At 60.8% G+C, this 20,161-nt stretch carries 24 protein-coding genes; 20 read left to right on the plus strand and 4 right to left on the minus strand.

Annotated elements, in window-relative coordinates; translation table 11 throughout:
- Positions 1 to 5 precede the first annotated feature (5 nt).
- Positions 6 to 542: a carboxymuconolactone decarboxylase family protein gene (locus J6497_RS03030; protein WP_225702715.1), complete on the minus strand. Its 537-nt coding sequence runs from the start codon at positions 540 to 542 to the stop codon at positions 6 to 8.
- A gap of 131 nt (positions 543 to 673) precedes the next feature.
- Here J6497_RS03030 and J6497_RS03035 point away from each other — a divergent pair, with 131 nt between their 5' ends.
- On the plus strand, positions 674 to 1,651 hold the full coding sequence (locus J6497_RS03035) for an AraC family transcriptional regulator (RefSeq protein WP_225702716.1): 978 nt from the start codon (positions 674 to 676) through the stop codon (positions 1,649 to 1,651).
- Between the two features lie 91 nt (positions 1,652 to 1,742).
- Complete coding sequence (locus J6497_RS03040) at positions 1,743 to 2,549, plus strand: NAD-dependent protein deacetylase (RefSeq protein WP_225702717.1); 807 nt, start codon at positions 1,743 to 1,745, stop codon at positions 2,547 to 2,549.
- A 36-nt stretch (positions 2,550 to 2,585) separates the two neighbouring features.
- Here J6497_RS03040 and J6497_RS03045 read toward each other — a convergent pair whose 3' ends face one another.
- From J6497_RS03045 to flgF, 3 genes are read right to left on the minus strand one after another with little or no spacing between them, the layout of a single operon-like run.
- Complete coding sequence (locus J6497_RS03045; protein ID WP_376708153.1) at positions 2,586 to 3,479, minus strand: ThuA domain-containing protein; 894 nt, start codon at positions 3,477 to 3,479, stop codon at positions 2,586 to 2,588.
- Positions 3,480 to 3,489: 10 nt separating this feature from the next.
- Positions 3,490 to 4,821 carry a flagellar protein export ATPase FliI gene (fliI, locus tag J6497_RS03050; protein WP_225702718.1) on the minus strand — a complete coding sequence of 444 codons (1,332 nt, stop codon included), beginning with the start codon at positions 4,819 to 4,821 and terminating at the stop codon, positions 3,490 to 3,492.
- A gap of 29 nt (positions 4,822 to 4,850) precedes the next feature.
- A complete protein-coding gene (flgF, locus tag J6497_RS03055) occupies positions 4,851 to 5,582 on the minus strand; it encodes a flagellar basal-body rod protein FlgF (protein WP_225702719.1) in 732 nt (243 codons plus the stop codon).
- Between the two features lie 248 nt (positions 5,583 to 5,830).
- On the opposite strand from flgF, the gene motA reads away from it, so the two are divergent.
- From motA to fliF, 18 genes are all read left to right on the plus strand, one after another.
- Positions 5,831 to 6,736 carry a flagellar motor stator protein MotA gene (motA, locus tag J6497_RS03060; RefSeq protein WP_225702720.1) on the plus strand — a complete coding sequence of 302 codons (906 nt, stop codon included), beginning with the start codon at positions 5,831 to 5,833 and terminating at the stop codon, positions 6,734 to 6,736.
- Positions 6,736 to 7,671: a flagellar motor switch protein FliM gene (locus J6497_RS03065; RefSeq protein WP_225702721.1), complete on the plus strand. Its 936-nt coding sequence runs from the start codon at positions 6,736 to 6,738 to the stop codon at positions 7,669 to 7,671. Before motA ends, J6497_RS03065 begins: the two co-directional genes overlap by 1 nt.
- Positions 7,652 to 7,933: a hypothetical protein gene (locus tag J6497_RS03070; protein ID WP_130223173.1), complete on the plus strand. Its 282-nt coding sequence runs from the start codon at positions 7,652 to 7,654 to the stop codon at positions 7,931 to 7,933. Before J6497_RS03065 ends, J6497_RS03070 begins: the two co-directional genes overlap by 20 nt.
- A gap of 51 nt (positions 7,934 to 7,984) precedes the next feature.
- A complete protein-coding gene (gene fliN / locus J6497_RS03075) occupies positions 7,985 to 8,383 on the plus strand; it encodes a flagellar motor switch protein FliN (protein ID WP_225702722.1) in 399 nt (132 codons plus the stop codon).
- A gap of 10 nt (positions 8,384 to 8,393) precedes the next feature.
- A complete protein-coding gene (locus tag J6497_RS03080) occupies positions 8,394 to 9,428 on the plus strand; it encodes a flagellar motor switch protein FliG (protein WP_225702723.1) in 1,035 nt (344 codons plus the stop codon).
- A gap of 12 nt (positions 9,429 to 9,440) precedes the next feature.
- Positions 9,441 to 10,517, plus strand: a complete 1,077-nt coding sequence (flhB, locus tag J6497_RS03085) for a flagellar biosynthesis protein FlhB (RefSeq protein ID WP_225702724.1) — start codon at positions 9,441 to 9,443, stop codon at positions 10,515 to 10,517.
- A gap of 92 nt (positions 10,518 to 10,609) precedes the next feature.
- The gene (gene flgB / locus J6497_RS03090) at positions 10,610 to 10,987 is read left to right on the plus strand and encodes a flagellar basal body rod protein FlgB (protein ID WP_225702725.1); all 378 of its coding nucleotides are present in this window, start codon (positions 10,610 to 10,612) and stop codon (positions 10,985 to 10,987) included.
- An 11-nt stretch (positions 10,988 to 10,998) separates the two neighbouring features.
- A complete protein-coding gene (flgC, locus tag J6497_RS03095; RefSeq protein WP_028161567.1) occupies positions 10,999 to 11,418 on the plus strand; it encodes a flagellar basal body rod protein FlgC in 420 nt (139 codons plus the stop codon).
- Between the two features lie 6 nt (positions 11,419 to 11,424).
- Positions 11,425 to 11,745 (plus strand): flagellar hook-basal body complex protein FliE, encoded by a 321-nt coding sequence (gene fliE, locus J6497_RS03100; protein WP_376708158.1) that lies wholly within the window; start codon positions 11,425 to 11,427, stop codon positions 11,743 to 11,745.
- 11 nt (positions 11,746 to 11,756) lie between these two features.
- The gene (flgG, locus tag J6497_RS03105; RefSeq protein ID WP_225702727.1) at positions 11,757 to 12,545 is read left to right on the plus strand and encodes a flagellar basal-body rod protein FlgG; all 789 of its coding nucleotides are present in this window, start codon (positions 11,757 to 11,759) and stop codon (positions 12,543 to 12,545) included.
- Positions 12,546 to 12,566: 21 nt separating this feature from the next.
- On the plus strand, positions 12,567 to 13,046 hold the full coding sequence (flgA, locus tag J6497_RS03110) for a flagellar basal body P-ring formation chaperone FlgA (RefSeq protein ID WP_225702728.1): 480 nt from the start codon (positions 12,567 to 12,569) through the stop codon (positions 13,044 to 13,046).
- Positions 13,046 to 14,143, plus strand: coding sequence for a flagellar basal body P-ring protein FlgI (gene flgI / locus J6497_RS03115; RefSeq protein ID WP_225702806.1), 1,098 nt, complete (start codon positions 13,046 to 13,048; stop codon positions 14,141 to 14,143). The genes flgA and flgI overlap by 1 nt, the downstream gene beginning before the upstream one ends.
- 100 nt (positions 14,144 to 14,243) lie before the next feature.
- Complete coding sequence (locus J6497_RS03120) at positions 14,244 to 14,897, plus strand: MotE family protein (protein WP_312010202.1); 654 nt, start codon at positions 14,244 to 14,246, stop codon at positions 14,895 to 14,897.
- On the plus strand, positions 14,894 to 15,595 hold the full coding sequence (gene flgH, locus J6497_RS03125) for a flagellar basal body L-ring protein FlgH (RefSeq protein ID WP_225702729.1): 702 nt from the start codon (positions 14,894 to 14,896) through the stop codon (positions 15,593 to 15,595). The genes J6497_RS03120 and flgH overlap by 4 nt, the downstream gene beginning before the upstream one ends.
- 52 nt (positions 15,596 to 15,647) lie before the next feature.
- A complete protein-coding gene (locus J6497_RS03130; protein ID WP_225702730.1) occupies positions 15,648 to 16,103 on the plus strand; it encodes a flagellar basal body-associated FliL family protein in 456 nt (151 codons plus the stop codon).
- The gene (gene fliP / locus J6497_RS03135) at positions 16,100 to 16,834 is read left to right on the plus strand and encodes a flagellar type III secretion system pore protein FliP (protein WP_225702731.1); all 735 of its coding nucleotides are present in this window, start codon (positions 16,100 to 16,102) and stop codon (positions 16,832 to 16,834) included. The genes J6497_RS03130 and fliP overlap by 4 nt, the downstream gene beginning before the upstream one ends.
- A gap of 205 nt (positions 16,835 to 17,039) precedes the next feature.
- Positions 17,040 to 18,281: a flagellin N-terminal helical domain-containing protein gene (locus J6497_RS03140; RefSeq protein ID WP_283844374.1), complete on the plus strand. Its 1,242-nt coding sequence runs from the start codon at positions 17,040 to 17,042 to the stop codon at positions 18,279 to 18,281.
- A 129-nt stretch (positions 18,282 to 18,410) separates the two neighbouring features.
- Entirely contained in the window at positions 18,411 to 20,033 is a 1,623-nt protein-coding gene (gene fliF / locus J6497_RS03145) for a flagellar basal-body MS-ring/collar protein FliF (protein WP_225702733.1), read from the plus strand.
- Positions 20,034 to 20,161: the final 128 nt, after the last annotated feature.

Consider the following 20,161-nt stretch of genomic DNA (forward strand, 5'->3'; position numbering starts at 1 on the left):
TCGCCTCACGCGACTGCGGGAAAGTCGATCTCGGTGTCGTTGATGCGGTTGAAGACGTTGGTGAAGGCGATGGTCGCGAAGGCCAGGCTGATGTCGACCAACTGGGCATCGCTGTAGCCCGCAGCCTTGATCGCAGCGAAATCCTCGTCGCTGACGGTGCCGCTGGACTGCGCGAGCTTGCGGACGAAACGGACCAGCGCATCGCGCTTGCTATCGCCCGTAGGATGGCCTTCGCGGATCTGCTTGAGCACGTCCGGATTCACCCCGGCGAGCTGGGCGAGATGATTATGGGCGGCAACGCAGTAGTCGCAGCCGGCGGCGGCACTGATGACGAGCTTGATCACCTCCTGATCGCGCTTGGTCAGGCTGCCCGCGGCGAGCACGGCGTCGGCGACGAGGATCGACTTGAGGGCGGCCGGTCCGTGGGCGGCAATGGCCGCAAAGGCGTTCGGGACCTTGCCAACGGCCTTCTTGATCTGGGCATGGACCTGGCCAGAGAGGCCGGTGTCAGCTTCGAGATTCGGGACTGCAAGACGGGACATGGTGACACTCCTTGTCGAGGGTTGGTGAACGATTGCGGAGTGACAGTATGACCCGTTCTTGAGACGTTGAATGTCTATTAGGCTCGATTATATGCTCTGTCGTCTCAACCGCATCACTTCGGGAGGTCGCCATGGATTGGCTCAGCCGGCTGTTCGAAATGATGCCGGTGCGCGGACGGCTCGACCTGCGCTGCTCTTACGGCGCGCCGTGGCGCATCGATCAGGGGCCCGGCGAGCCGAACGAGATCCCGTATCACGCGGTTGTCGGCGGCTCGGCGCTGCTGGAAGACCCGGCGGGTGGGCGACCGCTTCACCTGGAGGCGGGCGACATCCTGCTGCTTCCGGGCAATCCGCGCCATGTGATGCACGACGGCAGCGGCGCGCGGCCGAAGCCGGCACGAAATCGCCAGCAGCTCAACCTCGTGATCAGTAAGAACACCGGCAGGGGCGAGCGGCTCGACCTGCTGTGCGGACATTTCGCGATCGCGCCCCCGCACGATCGGCTTTTGCGCAGCTATCTCCCGTCACGCCTGGTCGTGCATGCCGGCGCTCGAGCGAGGCAAAAGGACACCGGCGCGCAGCTCGCAGGTCTCGTCGCCCTGATGCGCAACGAGTCGGCAGACGATCACCTTGGCGGCCGCGCAATGCTCAACGCGCTCTCTACGGCGATGTTCGCGCTTGTGCTGCGCCTCGCGAGCGAGATCACGGATGCGCCGCGCAGTCTCCTTGCCTTGGCCGGTCATCCCCGCTTGGCACCGGCTCTGGCCGCCCTGTTCAACGAGCCGGCGCGTGCATGGTCGCTGCCCGAGTTGGCGGAGTTGTGCAACATGTCGCGGGCCACGCTCGCCCGCCAGTTCCAGGATAAGCTCGGACGATCGGCCAGCGAACTCCTGACCGATATCCGGATGACGCTCGCAGCGAACGAACTGAGGAAATCCTCGCTTTCGACCGGCGCCATGGCGGAAGCGGTCGGCTATCAGTCCGAAGCGGCGTTCCAGCGCGCCTTCAAGAGCCACATGGGCTTCACGCCGGCGCAGTGGCGCAAGATGCAGGAGGCGTCCGGCCGGAACGCCTTCGTAACGTCTGCGGGAGCGGCAAATGTGAAATAGGCAGACGAACAGTCGCGTCGCGCGCAATGGCATACAAGCTCGTGGGTGTCTACTGGCGCCACCGACACCGGTGCACTAAATACTTCCGGCCATGCAAGACCACGTGCTCGAGGACTTCATCAACCGCCACTCACGTCTGTTCGTCCTGACGGGAGCAGGCTGTAGCACAAACTCCGGCATCCCGGACTATCGCGATAGCGACGGCAGGTGGAAGCGGACACCGCCGGTAACTTACCAAGCCTTCATTCGCGAACACGCGACCCAGCAGCGGTATTGGGCTCGGAGTCTGATCGGGTGGCGGAGGTTCGGCAGTGCGCGGCCTAACGACGCCCACCATGCGCTGGCCAAGCTGGAAGCGAAGGGACGAAGCAAAATTCTCCTGACCCAAAATGTGGATGGGCTTCACCAGGCCGCGGGCAGCAAGCAGGTCATCGACCTGCATGGACGACTTGATGTGGTTCGGTGCCTGGGATGCGCGTCGACGACGCCGAGGTCGACCTTTCAGGACGAACTGGCTCGCTTGAATGGCGCGTGGCTCGCCTTGGACGCTGCGGTCGCTCCAGACGGAGACGCCGATGTTGAGAAGGAAGATTTCTCAAGTTTTGTTGTACCGCGTTGCCAATTATGCGGTGGTGTTCTCAAGCCGGACGTCGTCTTCTTCGGCGAAAATGTTTCGCGAAACGTCGTCGCCGCCGCGCAAGGACATCTGGGCGAAGCCGACGGCGTGTTGATCGTCGGTTCCTCGCTTATGGTCTATTCCGGCTTTCGGTTCGTGCAGATGGCAGCTCAAAATGGCCTGCCAATCGCGGCCGTCAATCTCGGTCGGACCCGTGCCGATCATCTTCTCACATTGAAGGTGGAAGATCGTTGCGAAGCGGCGCTTGCCTTCCTGCTGTGAGAAATACCGCGAGCATCAGGAACGACAGAACTGCGGTCAGCCTCCAATAGCCCAAAGGATACCGTTCGTCAGGAGGCGTTGGTATCGAGCGTCGCGCCATACCGAAGCCTCATGGCCGAGCGCTGTGTAGAATACTCGCCCCTGGCCGTAAGATCGAGTCCAGGCGAGAGGCCAGCCGTAGAATCGTTGCTGCACCCCTGGCTTGCCAAGATCCGCGGAGTTTTGGTCGAGGCGCAGCAGCACCTGCGATCCACGATGGTCGAAGTCGCTGATTTGGTAGATCTCGTCCTCGAGTCGCCACGTTTGGCCGAGATGCGCGACCAGTGGATTTTTGGGATCGACGACCTGGATGGTCACGGCCTGATGCCATGGATGACCGTTAAAGTAGCCACCGACGAGATCAAGATAATCAGGCCATGCGTAGAACGTGTCCGTGGCTGAATGAACACCGAGGAAACCACCGCCTGAGCGCACAAAGTCAAGAAGAGCTGCTTTTTCCGCGTCGCTCATTGGAAGTTCTCCGGTGGTGTAAAACATCACCGCGGCGTAACGCCTGAGATTCTCCGTTGAAAACTCGGATGTGTCTTCCGTGACAGTGACCTCGAAAGCACCGGAACTCCGTCCAAGCTGTGTCAGTATCGACCTGGAAAACGGTATGACTTCGTGCCGATAACCGGCAGAAAGTGTGAAGTAGAGGATGCGTTCCAGCTGGCGCTCTGCATGGGCGCCAAGCGGTTGGATCGCAGCCGCGCTGCCGAGAAGTGCCAGGAACTCGCGTCGCCTCACGGTTTCTCCTGAAGCCTGCGCAATCATAATCGCGCCCGCACCAACTGGAAGGGCGTTCTCCGCCTGTCCCTCATCACCTGTCCGGTTGTGCTGTATTGAGCTACTTCGAAGAGCGGCAACCAGCTCAGCTGAAATGCCGACCACCTTACACCATCTACTCGATTGCTGCCTTAATAAGATTGAGCAATTCCTGGTACGGCTCACGGCTTGGCGGATCCGACGGTGCTTGCCGCATCAGATCGTAGATCTTCGGAACGAGTTGGACGGCTTGATCGAGTTCGCTGTCGCGACCGGGCTGGTAGCCGCCCATCAAGCGAAGATCGCGTGTGTCCTCGAAGCGCGCGATCATAGCGCGCAACTTTCGCAGCAAATTGCGTTCGTCCGCGGTCCAGACTTGCTGGGCCAGGCGCGACACCGATGAAAGGACATTGACGGCGGGATAGCGCCCCTGATCTGCGACCTCCCTGTCAAGCACGATGTGCCCATCGAGCGTGCCGCGCACCGTATCTGCCACCGGCTCGTTGTGGTCGTCGCCATCGACGAGCACCGAGTAGATGCCGGTGATCGAGCCTTGTCCATCGCTCCCGGGTCCGGACCGTTCGAGCAGGCGCGGCAGGTCGCTGAAGACGCTTGGGGCGTAGCCGCGCGCAACCGCGGGCTCGCCGGTGGCCAGCGCGATTTCGCGGGCCGCGTGCGCGAAGCGTGTCACCGAATCGACGATCAGCAGCACCGATTCGCCGCGATCGCGAAAGTATTCGGCGATTGTGGTCGCGGTCTTCGCTGCCAGGCGGCGCATCATCGGACTCTCGTCGCTCGTGGATACCACCGTGATTGCGCGCGATTGATGCTGAGCGAGCGCCTCGTCAAGGAATTCGCGTACCTCGCGACCGCGTTCGCCGACCAAGGCCGTGACGACGGTGTCGAAGCCCTGGCTTTGGGCAAGCATGGAGAGCAATGTCGTCTTGCCGACGCCCGACCCGGCAAAAATACCAATGCGCTGCCCGACGCAGAGCGGCGTAAACAGGTCGAGCACGCGCACTCCCGTCCGTAAGGGCGTCCGCACGCGGGCGCGGCTGATAGCGGGCGGTGGGCTCGCATCCGTTGACATGATCCGCTCTCCGACCTGCAACGTACCGCCGTCGTCGAGCGGCTGAGCGAGGGCGTTGAGCACTCGGCCCTTCCAACTTGGATGCGGCGAGATCGTCTTCGGCGGAAGGCGATAGGCAACGAGGCCTAGGCCCGCCCCGATGTGGGAATCGAACGGCTTGGCCGTAATCCCGTTACCGTCGATGCGAACGACCTCGCCGAGTTGTACCTGGTTATCGATCTCGAGCCCGATCAGCTCGCCCAGTCTTACAAATCGCGAGAGGCCTGATACGCGGTAGTGCGTTGGTGCGACCTCCGAAACAATGCCGCCAACCCGGACCGTCGGCACGTCTTTGCGGAGCGACGCAAGCGTCGATTCCAGCCGCTCCAGCGCGTTCATCGGTCACCAGGCTCCTATGTTGCTGGCCGCTATGCCTTGGTCGGCTCACCAAGCGATCGAATGGCGTTCTGCATCGAGCTCTCGGAGCCCTCGACGAGGGATGTCACGCTCTGGAACGCGCGCGACGCTGTGATTAGCTGTGTCAGCTCCGATAGCGGGTCGACGTTGGACTCCTCGACATAGCCCTGCTGAAAGCCGGTATACATGAAATCGATGACAGGCGTCGGGGCACGGTCGGGAATGACCCCTGAATTGCCGAAGCGCTCCAGCCTTGCGCTGGCAGGAATGTCGAACAGGCCGAGCACCCCGACCTGGTTGTTGTTTTGCGTAATCGTTCCGTCTCGCGAGATCGTCAACGGTCCGCCCTCGGGATCGACGATGATCGGCATGCCGCCTGCGTCGAGTACGGGGTATCCTGCGACGGTCTGCAGTTCGCCAGTGCGATTGATCTGCATCCGGCCATCCCGTGTGTAAGCTTTACCGGTGGGAGCGCTAAACCCCATCCATGTATTGCCGATAACGGCGACGTCGAGAGTGTTTTCGGTCCGCGTCACACTTCCGGGCTTTCGGGAGATGAAGTTTTCACCGGGGGTCGAAAAGGCGACAGGCTGGGACGCTGCGCGCGACAGTGCTGTTTCGAACTTCACGGCATCGGCGCGGAAAGCGGCTGTCTTCATGTTCGCCAGATTGTTGGCGATGGTCTCAAGCCTCTTTTCGACGGCGACCTGAGCAGAAAGGCTGACATAGAGCGCTGATTGCATACCGGCTATCTTCCGATCTTTAGGTTTCTGCGCGCGGCTTGCTCGGACGTCGAGCCAGATTGGAGATCATCCGATAGGTTGCGATCGTGGGGCACCATCGCGGAAGCAACTCCTGCGCGGACACGAGGATTGAGGCCGGCGGCAAAATCGGCTCGCAAGCTTGCGTGAGGCTGTTCGCGGCGACCCAATGACAGCTTCGTGCAAGGATCGCTGCCTAAACGAATCGCACCAAATTCGGAGCGGTGCGCTTGAGCATTCTTTTTGGCGTCATCATCACCATCGCAAGCCTGCTGGGCGGCTTCATGGCGCTAGGTGGGCACGTGAGCGTGATCTGGCAGCCGTGGGAGTTCGTCATCATCGCCGGCATGGCGATCGGAACCTATATTGTCGCGAACCCCTGGAAGGTCGTCATCGACACGGGTGTCGCGACCGTGCAGGCGCTTACCGTGGCCGTGCCGAAGCAGCGCCACTACCTCGACCTGCTTGGACTGCTGCACGCTCTCATGCGCGAAGTGCGCAACAAGGGGCGCAATGAAGTCGAGGCGCATATCGACGATCCGTCATCGTCGGAGATTTTCCAGAATTTTCCGACTGTGCTCGCCAATGATTCTCTGGTGCATTTCATCTGCGACTATTTTCGCCTGATCGTCATGGGAAGTGCGCGACCGCATGAAATCGAGGCGCTGATGGACGAAGAGATCGAAACGATCGTTCGTAGCAAACTGAAGCCGTACCATTCTCTGATGATGGTTGCGGAAGGCCTGCCGGCACTCGGGATTGTGGCCGCCGTCCTTGGCGTCATCAAGGCGATGGGAGCGCTCGATCAGTCGCCCAAGCTTCTCGGTGGCTTGATCGGTGCGGCGCTGGTTGGAACATTTGCCGGAATCTTTCTCTCGTATGGTCTTGTTGCGCCGTTGGCCCACAAGGTCAAAATGGTGCGCGAACAGCGATGCCGGCTGTACATCATCGTCAAGCAGACGCTGCTCGCCTTCATGAACGGCGCGCTGCCGCAAATCGCGATCGAGCATGGCCGCAAGATGATCGGGCCCGGCGATCGTCCATCGATCGATGTGGTCGAGAACGAAACCATCGCCGGTGCCGCAAAGAGCGGAGGTGGTGAGCCGGTGGCGAAGGTGGCGGGAGCGAAAGCCTAATGTCGGAAAGCAAGCCGTTGCGGCACGAGCAGGCGCCGGATCAGTTGCTCGGCGCTGCCGGAATCTCGGTCGATCGCATGCCGATGCTGCATGTGATCTTCGATCAGATGACCAACCTCTGCGCCGAGAGTCTCCGGTCGATGTCGCCATCGCAGTCCTATTTCTCTCTGACCGGCGTCGGCAGCGATCGCCTTTCCGAGATCCTCGACAGCTACGAATCAGAAGCGATCGTGGCGGTGTTCTACGCTCAGGCGTGGGACGGCCGAATCCTCATCGGCTTCGATCGCGACTTCGTCTACACGATGGTGGAGTTGTTGTTCGGCTCCGACGGCGCAGAGCCGCCGCTTGACATGCCGCGGGTATTCTCAAACGTGGAACTGCATGTTGCAGAAGCGCTGTTCGAGCGCTTCGGCAAGGCATTGCAGGCATCGTTCTCGCGCGCCTCGGATGTCAAGTTCAATCTGGAGCGCGTCGAGACGCGGATGGATTATTTGGCAATCGGACGGCTCAACAACATGGCCGTATACGCCAAGATTCTGGTCCAGGGATTGGACCGCGGTGGCGAGATGTTCATCGTCATTCCACACTCGGTTCTCAATCCTCTCCGCCAGTCTCTCTCGCAGATCGTATCCGGAGAGTCCGTATCCACGGATCCGAACTGGAGCAAGCAGCTGCACAACGAGATTCAGCGCACGGAGGTGGTGCTGAAAGCGGTGCTCGAGGAGCGTTCGCTCACGCTCGGCGAAGTCGCCGGATTCCACGTGGGTCAGGTGATCAAGCTGAATGCGACGCCGAGTACTCTCGTGAGGCTCGAGTGCAACAATCAGCGGCTGTTCTGGTGCCAAATGGGACAGCTGAATGGAGCCTATTCGCTGCAAGTCAAGGAATCGGCGGATCAAAAGCGGGAATTCATCGATGGCATCCTATCTCGTTGATCTTATTCTGCTGGCGGCGCTGCTCGTCACCACCATCCGTGTGACAAGGATGCACCGGGAACTCGTTCACCTGCGCGCCAGCCAGGGAGATTTCGCGTTCATCCTCGGCAAAACGACCGAAACCATGGATGACATGGTGCTCATGGTGCGGGAGTTCAGCGCAGATGGAAAGCAGCTCGTCAACATCCTGGGAAGCAAGATCGAAGAGGCGCGCAAGGCGATCACCGATATCGAGACTCGTGCCGATGTGTCTCGAAGGTAGCCATGATTGGCATAGTCGCCAGAAAACACAATTGCCGAGAAAGCACGTGAAATGAAGCAGCCGTTCGAAGCCGAATCAGCCAGCCCCGCGACAGCGAACGCGTCGGATGCGACCAAGGTGGGAGGCGCCGCTTTCGGGAAGCTGGCAGATCTCGCTGCGCGCGCGGCGGAGGAGACCAGCCGACTTACAAACCTTGAGCCGATTCTGCGCATTCCGGTCACTGTCCAGGTTCTTCTTGGTTCGGCGACGATGCCGGTCGCCGATCTGATGAAGCTTGGGCGAGGCGCCGTTATTCCGCTCGATCACCGCGTGGGCGAGCCGGTGGAAGTCGTTGTCAATGGCCGAATCGTGGCGCGCGGCGCGGTCGTCGTCGTGGAGGATGAGAACTCGCGGTTCGGCGTGTCGCTCACCGAAATCGTCGGAGGATCCGCAGGCGATGTAGAGGCTTGAGGATCTCCGAATGGCGTTCAATGCACCTGCAAAGCGTGGCTCCGAAGCCAGGCAGTTGCGCGGTACCGAGAAGGTCGCCGCGCTTCTTCTGGCCATGGGCCGAGAGCTTTCCGGCGGCGTTCTGAAGGAATTCGATCCGGATGAGATCAGGCTCGTCACGCGCGCAGCGGCGGAACTAAAACCTATTTCGGGTCCCGAGCTAGAGGAAATCATCGAAGAGTTCGCCCAGCACTTCTCTACGGGGCCGAACATCTTCGGAACGGTTGGCGAGCTGGAAAAACTGTTGACCGGCGTTCTTCCTCCCGAACAGGTCACGGACATCATATCAGAGGTGCTCGGCAACAAGACCAAGTCGGTGTGGGAGCGGATCTCTTCCGTGTCGGAAAGCCTGCTGGCCAACTATCTGCTCAAGGAGCATCCGCAAACGGCCTCGTTGATCCTTTCCAGGGTAAAGCCCGCCTGCGCCGCACGAGTGATGAGCCTGCTGCCGGCGGACCTGCGGCATGATCTCATGCGTCGGATGCTGAGCCTGAAACCCGTTGTCGAGGAAGCAATGGGGATCATCGAGAAGACCATGCACGAAGACTTCATGATCAACTTCGCGCGCAACCTCGCATCCGATACCTATCCCCGCATGGCCGACATCATCAACAAGATGGAGCGGACGCAGATGGAGGAATCGCTGAAGAACCTCTCCGAATCGCGACCGAAGTCGGCGGAGATACTGAAGGGGATGCTGTTCACCTTTGACGATATCGTCAATCTCACCGCCAAGGCGCGGATGCTGATCTTCGATCAGGTTCCGACCGATCGCGTGGTGACGGCGCTGAAGGGGACGGATTCGAGCTTCCGTGAACTCATTCTCTCGTCGCTGGCGTCGCGGACGCGACGTCTGGTCGAGCACGAGCTCGCGAACGGTATCCCTTCGAACCAGCGCGAAATCCTGGAGGCGCGACGGGCGATCACGGATCTCGCGCTCGATATGGCCGGACGAGGGGAGATCGAGCTTAATCCAGATCAGGAAGATCAGCCCGTATTCACGTAGAGATTAGCCGTTATGGCCGAAGGACCCGACAAGGAGAGCAAGACCGAAGAGCCGACGGAAAAGAAGATAAGAGACTCCGTCGAGAAGGGCAAAATTCCGGTCTCGCGTGAAGCGTCGGTCTTTTCATCCATGATCGCGCTCCTCATCATCCTAAGCTTCCTTACGATCGACAGTGTCCGGAATCTGGTATCGACGCTGAGCCGGCTGATCGATGATCCATCCGGGATTCGTATCCGCAACGGTGCGGATGCATTGGAATTCATGGCTGTCATCGCGGGCAGTTCGGCAAGTCTGTTGCTTCCAATCGTCATTGTCTTGGCTATAGCCGGGTTGGCGGCCTCGTTTCTGCAGAATGCTCCGCGTCTGGTGTTTGAGAGGATAAAGCCCGACACCTCACGTATTTCGATCTCCCAGGGATGGGACAGAATATTCGGCGGTCAGGGACGCATCGAGTTCGCGAAGGCCGTTTTTAAGTTTTTTGCCGTAGGCATTGTGGTGACCATCGTATTGCGGGCCGAGGAGGCAGTGGCCGTGAATTCATTGTTCAGCGATCCGACCGGCGTTCCGGAACTTATCTTGACCACTGCGATGCGGCTCGTATCGACGATCAGCATCGCCACTATCGTGCTGGTGGCACTCGATCTCGTCTGGGCACGTTTTTACTGGCGGCGTGATCTGCGCATGACCCGTCAGGAGCTTAAGGACGAATTCAAGCAGGCAGAAGGTGATCCTCTGGTCAAGTCGCGGTTGCGGTCATTGGCCCGCGATCGGGCACGCAAGACGATGCTGGCAGCGGTCCCCCGTGCAACGTTGGTCGTGGCCAATCCCACTCACTATGCGATCGCCCTGAAGTATCGACATGGCGAGGACGCCGCTCCTACCGTGCTTGCGAAGGGGCAGGATCTCATCGCCCTCAAGATCAGAGAAATTGCCGAGCAGAACGATGTGCCGGTCGTGGAAGACAAGATGCTCGCGAGATCCATGTACGATGTCGTCCAGGTCGACCGGGTGATTCCGCAAGAGTTCTTTCGCCCGGTGGCCGAGATCATCTATTTCCTGCATTCGCGCAAGCAGAAGGCTGGTGCGTGAGGAACGCTCTGCGTCAATAGCGGAGGTCCACCAGCCTCGGACAAGTTTGGGCTCGTATACGATCCTCACAAGTCGACTGTGACGAGGACGTTGTGGGACCCGTTTATCTCTTCGATCTTGCCTCATCTCACGCTCGCTGGCTGTCGCTCCGGCAGGCCACGATTTCGTCCAACGTAGCCAATGCAAATACGCCCGGCTACGGAGCGCAGGATATCGAGCCGTTCGACAAGATGCTCGATACCAAGGTCGTGCCGCTCGCGGTCACTTCTCCGAAGCACATGACCACCGGCTCGCTCGTACGTCCGCAGGGCACGCGCAAGGAGAACAGCTGGGAAGTCGTTCACTCTGGAAACTCGGTCAGCCTCGAGCAGGAAATGCTCAAGGCCAGCGATATCAGCAAGGACTATTCGTTGAATACCGCAATCGTCAGATCGTTTCACCGCATGTTCATGACCGCTGCAAAGGGCTAACGCGAGGCTTGATGATCGATCCGCTGCAGGCATCAGTTCAAATCGCCAGTTCGGGACTTGAGGCGCAGTCGACCAGGATGCGCGTCGTATCCGAGAATATGGCGAACGCAAACTCCACTGGACGTACGCCCGGCGCCGAGCCCTATCGACGCAAGACTACGACGTTCTCAGCAGAGGTCGATCGCGCGGCGGGTGTGCGGGTCGTGAAGATCAAGGACATCGGCGTCGATCGCGCTCCGTTTCGGGTCGACTACGAGCCCACTCATCCGGCGGCTGGCCAAGACGGCTACGTCAAGCTGCCGAACGTGAATATGCTGATCGAAATGGCGGACATGCGGGAAACCAATCGGTCGTATGAGGCCAACCTGCAGGTGATCAAGCAGGCGAGGTCGATGGTTGCCATGACGATCGATCTGTTGAAGGGGGCATGATCCATGATAACGGAAGCGGTTTCGTCGGTTCTGAAGGGCGCAGCCGGCGTCGTTCAATCAAGCGGTGTTGTGACGTCGGCGCCGGCAGTGACGCAGAAGGCTCAGCCAGCGCTCGGTTTCGACGGCGTCCTGGAGCAGGTCGCCGCTGATGCCATCGGCAGCCTCAAGGGCGGAGAGGCTGCATCGGTCTCCTATATCCAGGGCAAGGTGTCGGCCCAGAGCGTGGTGGAGGCCGTCATGTCCGCCGAGCAGACGCTGCAAATGGCGGTCGCCGTGCGCGACAAGGTCGTGCAGGCGTACCAAGAAGTCAGCCGAATGGCGATCTAAAGGGATAGCAAATGAGAGCTCTTGCCATCGCGGCGACCGGAATGAGCGCGCAGCAGCTCAATGTCGAGGTCATCGCCAACAACATCGCCAACATCAACACGACATCGTACAAGCGTGCGCGAGCCGAATTCACCGACCTGTTCTACCAGGTCGATCGCATGCAGGGCGTTCCGAACCGCACCGGCGAAGCTGCGGTCCCCGAAGGTGCCAAGCTGGGGCTGGGCGTTCGGTCGGTAGCTGTGCGAAAGCTGCATTTGCAGGGTTCGCTGGCGCAAACCGGCAATACCTACGATCTCGCCATCAACGGCAGAGGATGGTTCCAGGTCGTGGGGCCGAATGGCGAAATGCTTTACACCCGCGCCGGGGCCTTCAATACCAATGCAGATAGACAGTTGGTGACGGCGGATGGCTACACTGTCGATCCCGCGATTATCGTCCCGCAAGGGACGGTCGATGTCACGGTCAATGAATCGGGCGAAGTGTTCGCGAAGCTGGACAACGAGATCGCTCCGCGCCAGCTCGGCCAGCTCAATATCGCCAATTTCGCCAACGAGGCGGGCCTCGATCCGCTTGGCGGCAATCTTTACAAGGAGACGCTGGCGTCCGGCGTTCCGGTCGTTGGCGTTCCCGGTGATATCGGCTTCGGCAAGATCCATCAGCATTATCTGGAGAGTTCGAACGTCGATCCCGTGAAGGAGATCACTGAATTGATCTCGGCGCAGCGGTCTTACGAAATGAATTCGAAGGTGATCCAGGCGGCGGACGAAATGGCGTCAACTGTCTCCAAGGGCCTTCGATAGGATTGCAAGCGGAGAAGCGTCTTGAAGCTCGTCCAGTTCGCCCTGGGTCGCATGTTCGCGGCGCTCATGCTCGTTGCGAGCGGCTCGCATGGCGGCGCGATCGCGGAGGAGTCCGTGCACCTGCTTGTGCCGGCAACGGTGATCTATCCGGGAGATGTGATAAAGGACGAGTTGATCATCGATCGCGCCTTCGCGCCGAACATGCCCGGTGCAGCGGCCTTTGCCGCCAACCGGGCATCGGTCGTTGGCCGTGTCGCGCGAAGGACGCTGGTGTCGGGCCAGCCGATCCCGATCAACGCCCTCGAAGAGAACAAACTCGTGACGCGAGGCAATGTCGTCAAGGTGATTGTCGAGGACGGATCGCTTTCCATCGTCACCTACGCTTCTTCGCTGCAGTCCGGCAGTCCGGGGACCATGATCCAGCTTCGAAACCTCGATACGGGTGTGATTATCAGGGGCGTTGTCCAGCCGGACGGTTCGGTGCGGATTCAAAACGGATGATGCTGCGAGTTCTATCATTCATTGTCCTGCTCCTCTCCTCCACCGTCGCCGATGCGGCGGTGCGGATCAAGGATATCGCCAACCTCAGGGGTGTGCGGGAAAACCAGCTTATCGGCTACGGCCTGGTGATCGGCCTCAAGGGGACCGGCGATACCTTGCGCAACGCCCCTTTCACCGAGCAGTCGCTGCAATCGATGCTCGACAACATGGGGATCAACATTCGGGGAACATTGCTCCGGACGCGGAACGTCGCCGCTGTCGTGGTGACGGCCGACCTGCCGCCGTACGCTGCTGGCGGTTCGCGCATGGATGTCGCGCTCTCCTCGCTCGGCGACGCCTCTTCGCTTTTGGGAGGCACTCTCCTCATGACCCAGCTCCGCGGCGCCGATGGCGAGGTCTATGCCGTAGCCCAGGGTGCCGTTGCGGTTGGCGGGTATTCGGTCGAAGGTGCCGCGCAGACCGTCAGCCAGGGCGTTCCAACGTCAGGCCGCATTCCGAACGGCGCGCTGATCGAGCGCGAGGTGCAGGGCAAATTCTATGAGATGGAATCGCTCATTCTCGAGCTGAAAAATCCGGATTTTGTCACCGCCACGCGAATCATCGACGCCATCAATCAATACGGTCAGGGGCGATACCGCGCCAGCATGGCCTTCGAGCGCGATTACCGATCGATCATATTGTCGCGGCCACGCTCGGTTGCGCCGGTTCGTTTCATTGCCGAGATCGGCGAACTGCTGGTTGAGCCCGACACGCCGGCGCGTGTCATCATCGACGAACGGACCGGCACCGTCGTGATCGGCCGCAACGTTCAGGTTTCGACCGTCGCCGTCACCCACGGCAATCTCTCGGTCCGGATCACGGAGATGCCGATCGTGTCCCAGCCGGCGCCATTCTCGCGCGGCGAAACGGTCGTTACGCCGCAAACGTTCATCGAAGCGGGCGAGCCTGGCGCGCAAGTGGCGATCTTGCGTGGAACGGACTTGCAGCGTCTTGTGCGCGGCTTGAACCAGATCGGATTGAAGCCGCAGGGCATCATCGCGATCCTGCAAGCGATCAAGGCGGCGGGTGCGCTGCAGGCTGATCTTGTCATCCAGTAGAATGTCGCGTCAGCGTCGCACAAGCTTGAACGTGCAACGCTTCGGACAGGTGCCGTACGAAGAGCGGATGATGAGGCTCGCGATGTTGCTAGGAAGAAGCATGCTCCTTGTGGGGTGTCTTGCGCTCTCCGCGCAGGCGTCTGCTTGGGCCAAGCCCGAGCAGAAATTGTCGAAGCCGCTGAACCTGGCTACCTTTGCCAAGACGTCCCGCGCGGCGCCATCCCGCCCGGTTGCCAAGCCCGAGGCTCCGTCCGGCAATTCACAGCCCGACCTGCCGCTGACGACCGCGACCGTTGCGAAAGCAGCGCCACCATCGACACCCGGAGAGCCGGCGACAGTCGATCAGCGCGGATCCGACGCTACGGAATTCTGCAAGAACATCACGGATGCGGCGTTGGATGCGCGCGTGGCGTGGCAGCAAAAGCAGCTCGAAGCGTCCGAGGCCAAGCTTCGGGAGCGGATCGCCGAACTGGAGGCGAAACGCGCAGAGTATGAGAAATGGCTGAAGCTGCGCGAAGACTTCCTGAAAAAGGCGGAAGACAACGTCGTCGAGATCTATTCCGGCATGGAGCCGGATGCTGCCGCACGGCAGATTGCCAGCATGGCGGATGAAACCGCGGCCGCCGTACTCGCCAAGCTTCGGGTGCGGACTGCCAGCGCGATCCTGAACGAGATGGAGACCGGGCGCGCGGCCCACCTCGCCGATACCCTGGCGGGCATGCGGCGCCCCGACGACGGGAAGACGAACAAATGAAGGTTCTTCGCTTAACTTCTCTGTTCTCGGTTCTCGCTCTGGGGGGATGCATGAACAGTCTCGCCGAGCTCAACCAGGCGCCCTATCTGTCGCCGATCGGCCAAGGCCTGCACGCCGAAGCGCGCGCGGTTCCCGTCGAGCCGCGCAGCCGATACACCGCAGGCTATCATTCGCTATACGACGAGCGGAGGGATCTTTACCGCGATCCGCGCGCGGCGCGTATCGGTGATCTCCTCACCGTCACCATCTCCATGAACGACAAGGCGACTTTCGACAACAAGACCGACCGGTCGCGGGATTCGAAGACGAAGTTCAGCGCCGACTACCTCGTCGACATATTTGGCTGGTCGCCCAAGGGGCAGGCCAATGGCAACGTCGACTCGCAGACGTCGACCAAGGGGGCGGGTAAGATCGACCGCACCGATGAGGTGAAGTTCTCGGTCGGAGCAGTCGTGGTCGACGTGCTGCCGAACGGGAACCTGCTGATCAGCGGATCGCAAGAGGTACGCGTCAACTACGAACTGCGTATTCTGAACGTAGCCGGGATCGTCCGGCCGCGGGACATCGGCCGCAACAACACCATCGCCTACGACAAGATCGGAGAAGCGCGAATCTCCTATGGTGGCCGCGGCCGACTGATGGAGGTGCAGCAGCCGGCGTGGGGGCACCAGATCTACGACCAGGTCGGGCCGTTCTAGCAGGCTGATGCGGCCAGAAGCGACGAAGCTCGTCAGGCGGCGGGAGCGGGAGATGGGAAACGTGATGCAGTGGTTAGCCGCGTTGTTGCTGCTTACGGTGCTGTCTGCCGTGGCTGGCGGTCTTGCCAGCCTGCATCTCCTGTCTGCGGGACAGCGGATCGCGGATAGCCAGAAGGAGTCGGTGGAGCAGCCGGTTGCCACGGCATTCCATCCAACGGCACGCCTGCGGAAGATCTCGCCGGTGGTAACCAACTTGGCCGCGCCGGCCGGCGCCTGGATCCGTATGGAGGGATCGGTCGTCACCGATCAGATGAACGAAGAAGAGGCGAGCCTTCTTGCAGCCAGGCTGGGCGAAGACATCGTATCTTACCTGCGAACGGTTTCGGCGTCACAAATCGAGGGCGCGCGCGGGCTGCAGTATCTTCGCGAGGATCTCAACGAGCGGGCGACGATCCGTTCGGGCGGAAAGGTGCGCGAACTGATCATCGAAACACTGGTCATCCAATGAAGCGCTTCTGCCTTGTCCTGCTCCTGGCCGTTCTCCCCACCGCGGCGGCGGCCCAGATTCCCGATCTGTCCTCGCTGATCCCGCAGGGCGGCGGAAGCGCCAGTGGCCGGATCATCCAGCTCGTGGCGCTGCTCACGGTGTTGTCGCTGGCTCCCGGACTTCTGATCATGGTGACGAGTTTCACGAGGTTCGTCGTCGCCCTTTCGTTTCTGCGCGCGGGACTCGGACTGCAGACGACGCCGGCAAATATCGTCATGATCAGCCTCGCGCTCTTCATGACTTTCTATGTCATGGCACCGACATTCGACCGTGCCTGGAAGGACGGCCTCCAGCCTTTGATGCAGAACGAAATCTCCGAGCAGGAGGCATATTCCCGTGTCACAGATCCGTTTCGCGATTTCATGCTGGCGCATGTCCGCGAGAAGGATTTGCAAAGCTTTGAAAGCCTGGCGGCCGAAGGATTCAAGACGCGGCCCGACGGCCAACGGATCGATCTCCGCGTGATCATACCCGCCTTCATGATTTCCGAGCTGCGAAGAGCATTCGAGATTGGCTTCCTGGTCATCATGCCCTTTCTCGTCATCGACATGGTCGTCGCCACCCTCACGATGTCCATGGGCATGATGATGATGCCGCCCACCGTGTTCGCGCTTCCTTTCAAGGTGCTGTTCTTCGTGCTGATCGACGGATGGAATCTTCTCGCCATTGGCCTGGTGCGATCATTTCAGTAGCCGCCGTCCTGGACGGCATCCGGATCGCGGATTGCACCTGCTATGTTCAGCTTTGGGTAAGGTTCGGATGCTAATATGAACAAACGGCAGGTTGGGTGCTTCCTCAACCCCAAAGGCATGATGCCGCCCTGCCGTACCGGTGAAAGCCCGGTATGTCCCCAGATAAACACCTCACACTAAAGGGACATAAGCAATGTCTAGCTTGATGACTAACAGCTCCGCCATGACCGCCCTGCAGACCCTGCGGACGGTCAGCGCGGGTCTTGCGACCACCCAGAACCGCATCTCCACCGGCTATCGGGTGTCGACGGCCTCCGATAACGCCGCCTATTGGTCGATCGCCACCACGATGCGTTCGGACAATATGGCTCTGAGCGCCGTGCAGGACGCACTCGGCCTCGGCGCCGCGACCATCGACACGATGTATACGGGCCTGAACGGCACCGTCAGCGTCGTTTCGCAAATCAACGCGAAGCTGGTCGCCGCCCGTACGCCCGGCGTCGATCGCGCCAAGATCCAGAGCGAAATCACCGAACTGCAGAAGCAGCTGAAAAACACCGCCGACAGCGCGGTTTTCAACGGTGAGAACTGGATCTCGGTCGACTCGACTTCCGCGAGCTACAACTCCTCGAAGACGGTCGTTTCGTCCTTCTCCCGCGCCGGCGGTACCGTCAAGATCGATACGCTTTCGGTCGATCTGGAATCGATCAAGCTCTACGACGCGAATCTGGACACCGCCTACGCGGCGCAGACCTTCCCGACCGCCGATACGGCTGCTTATGACGACACAACCGACGTGGGCGGCAACATCACGGTGACGGTCGGCTCTGCCGCCGCCATCAACATCGCGGTGGCGAAGAACACCTCCCTCAAGGACATCGCGACGGCGATCAACAAGCTCGGCATCGATGGCCTGTCGGTCGGCGTCTCGGCGGCCGGCGACAAGCTGTCGTTCAAGAGCCGCAACGACGAGAACGTCGTCATCGACGCCAGCGTCGCCGGTCTCGGTGCCGCGGTCACGCTGACCGCGCTCGCCACGCCTGTCGACACCAAGAAGGGCATCCTCGACCAGACCTACGACGCCTATACCGGTACGGCCTGGGAAACCTTCAGCGTCGCGACGCTGGACATCTCGAAGCTCACCGACAGCGCCGCGGACCTGGCGAAGCTCGAGACCTACATCCAGGGCACTCAGGATGCCTTCGCCAAGATCACGGACTCGGCGACCAACCTCGGCGCGATCAAGAACCGCATCGGCCTGCAGCAGGACTTCGTCAAGACCCTGACTGACTCGCTCGATCGCGGTATCGGCCAACTCGTCGACGCCGACATGAACGCTGAATCGACCCGCCTGCAGGCCCTCCAGGTCCAGCAGCAGCTCGGCATTCAGGCGCTGTCGATCGCGAACTCGGGCAGCCAGAGCATCCTGTCGCTGTTCCGCGGCTAGTCAACTCGACATCGTAGCCACGACGGCCGCGACTGACCCGGTCGCGGCCGTTTTGCGATGTTTGCACCGCGCAACCCTCGGACAAGCTTCACGATCGAGAATCGATTCGGAAGTATCACAGAGGGTTTGATGGTTAACAGCGAACATGCGCAAAGGCTCTGGAACAATCTGCTCGAGCTTGGCCCCAGGCGCCTCACCGTGCTCGCGCTTGTCGGTCTCGCTGTTTTCCTGGGTGTCGGCGGCGGCGCTTATTATTTGAGTCGGCCGGAATTCGATGTGCTCTACACGGGTCTTACCCGGGAAGACGTCTCGCGCGTCGGCGCGGTCCTGCGCGACGCGAACATTGCTTTCGACGTGAATGCTTCAGGTGACACCATCTTCGTGCGACCAGGCCAGACCGCCCAGGCGCGAACGCTGCTGGCCGAGAAAGGTTTGCCGAACAGCAGCAGCGGGGGCTACGAGCTGTTCGACAAGATCGGCTCCCTCGGTCTCACGTCCTTCATGCAGGAAGTCACTCGCGTCCGTGCGCTCGAAGGTGAGATCGCCCGTACGATCCAGGTCCTCAAAGGCGTGAAGGCGGCGCGCGTCCACATCGTCATGGCGGCGCGCGGCTCGTTCAGGCGCGAGCAGCAGCCGCCTTCGGCATCCGTCGTGATCCGGACCGATGGAGCGGCCGATGCGAAGACGGCTCGATCAGTTCGTCACCTCGTCGCGGCGGCGGTTCCAGGGATGGCTCCCGACAAGGTGACCGTCCTCGACAGCGATGGATCGCTGCTCGCGTCCAACGATGAAGCCGCGGCGCCGACGAGCATGGCGAACCTGCAACGCGTCGTCAGTCGGCTGATCCAGGAGAATGTCAGCAAGGCGCTAGCGCCCTATCTGGGGCTCGACAATTTTGAAGTCAGTGTCGCCACCCAGCTGAGCACGGACAAGCGGCAGACCAACGAGACCGTCTACGATCCGGAGTCCCGCGTCCAGAGATCGGTTCGCGCCGTTCGTGAGAAGGAATCGTCGCAGAGTCTCGATCGGCAGACGCCGACGACGGTGCAGCAGAACCTGCCGGATCAGCAGATCAATGCGACCGGTAACAAGAATTCCAACGATGAGAAGCAGCGGCGTGAGGATGTCACCAACTATGAGGTGTCGTCGAAAACCACGACGACCGTGAGTGACGGCTATGTCGTCAACAAGCTGTTCCTTGCGGTGCTGGTCAATCGCCCGCGCCTAGCGGCCAGTCTTGGCGACAAGGCGAGCGATGCGGCCGTGGAGGCAAAGGTCGCAGAAATTAGCCAGCTAGCGGCAACTGCGGCGGGTCTCGATCGCCAGCGCGGAGACCAGATCCAGGTATCGGCGGTCGAGTTTATGGAAGGCGCGCGCGACTTCCCGCCGGTCCCTGCGGTCACCTTTACCGAAGTGCTGATGCGCCAGTCGGGCGCTTTCGTCAGCGCGGTCGCAATCGTCGCCGTCGCGGCGATGCTGATCTGGTTCGGCCTGCGGCCCGCCATCAACGCGATCCTCGACTCCAGGTCAAGCGAGACTGCCCAGCTCGAGATGGGAGAGACGGCCGCGCTGCTGAGCGGCGAGGGCGGCTCGGTGGACCAGTTCGGGGAAGAGGCGCCGAATCTCGTCCAGGATATATCGAAGAAAGTTCAGCACGCTCCCCAGCGACGATTGGAGCAGATTGTTCAGCTCGATGAGAAGCAGGCGGCTGCGATTCTCAAGCAGTGGATTCGGCAGGAGGAGCAGGCATGAGTTCGGAGAAGGTAGCGCGTTTGCTGGCAAGCTTCGATCCGCCGGAGCCGCAGAAGGCGCGCAGCCGTGTCATTCCGTTTGATTACGCCCAGCATTCCGGTCCCAAGGTGCAGCCCCAGCCGACGCCT

The sequence above is a fragment of the Bradyrhizobium cenepequi genome (assembly GCF_020329485.1).
Lineage (GTDB): Bacteria > Pseudomonadota > Alphaproteobacteria > Rhizobiales > Xanthobacteraceae > Bradyrhizobium > Bradyrhizobium cenepequi.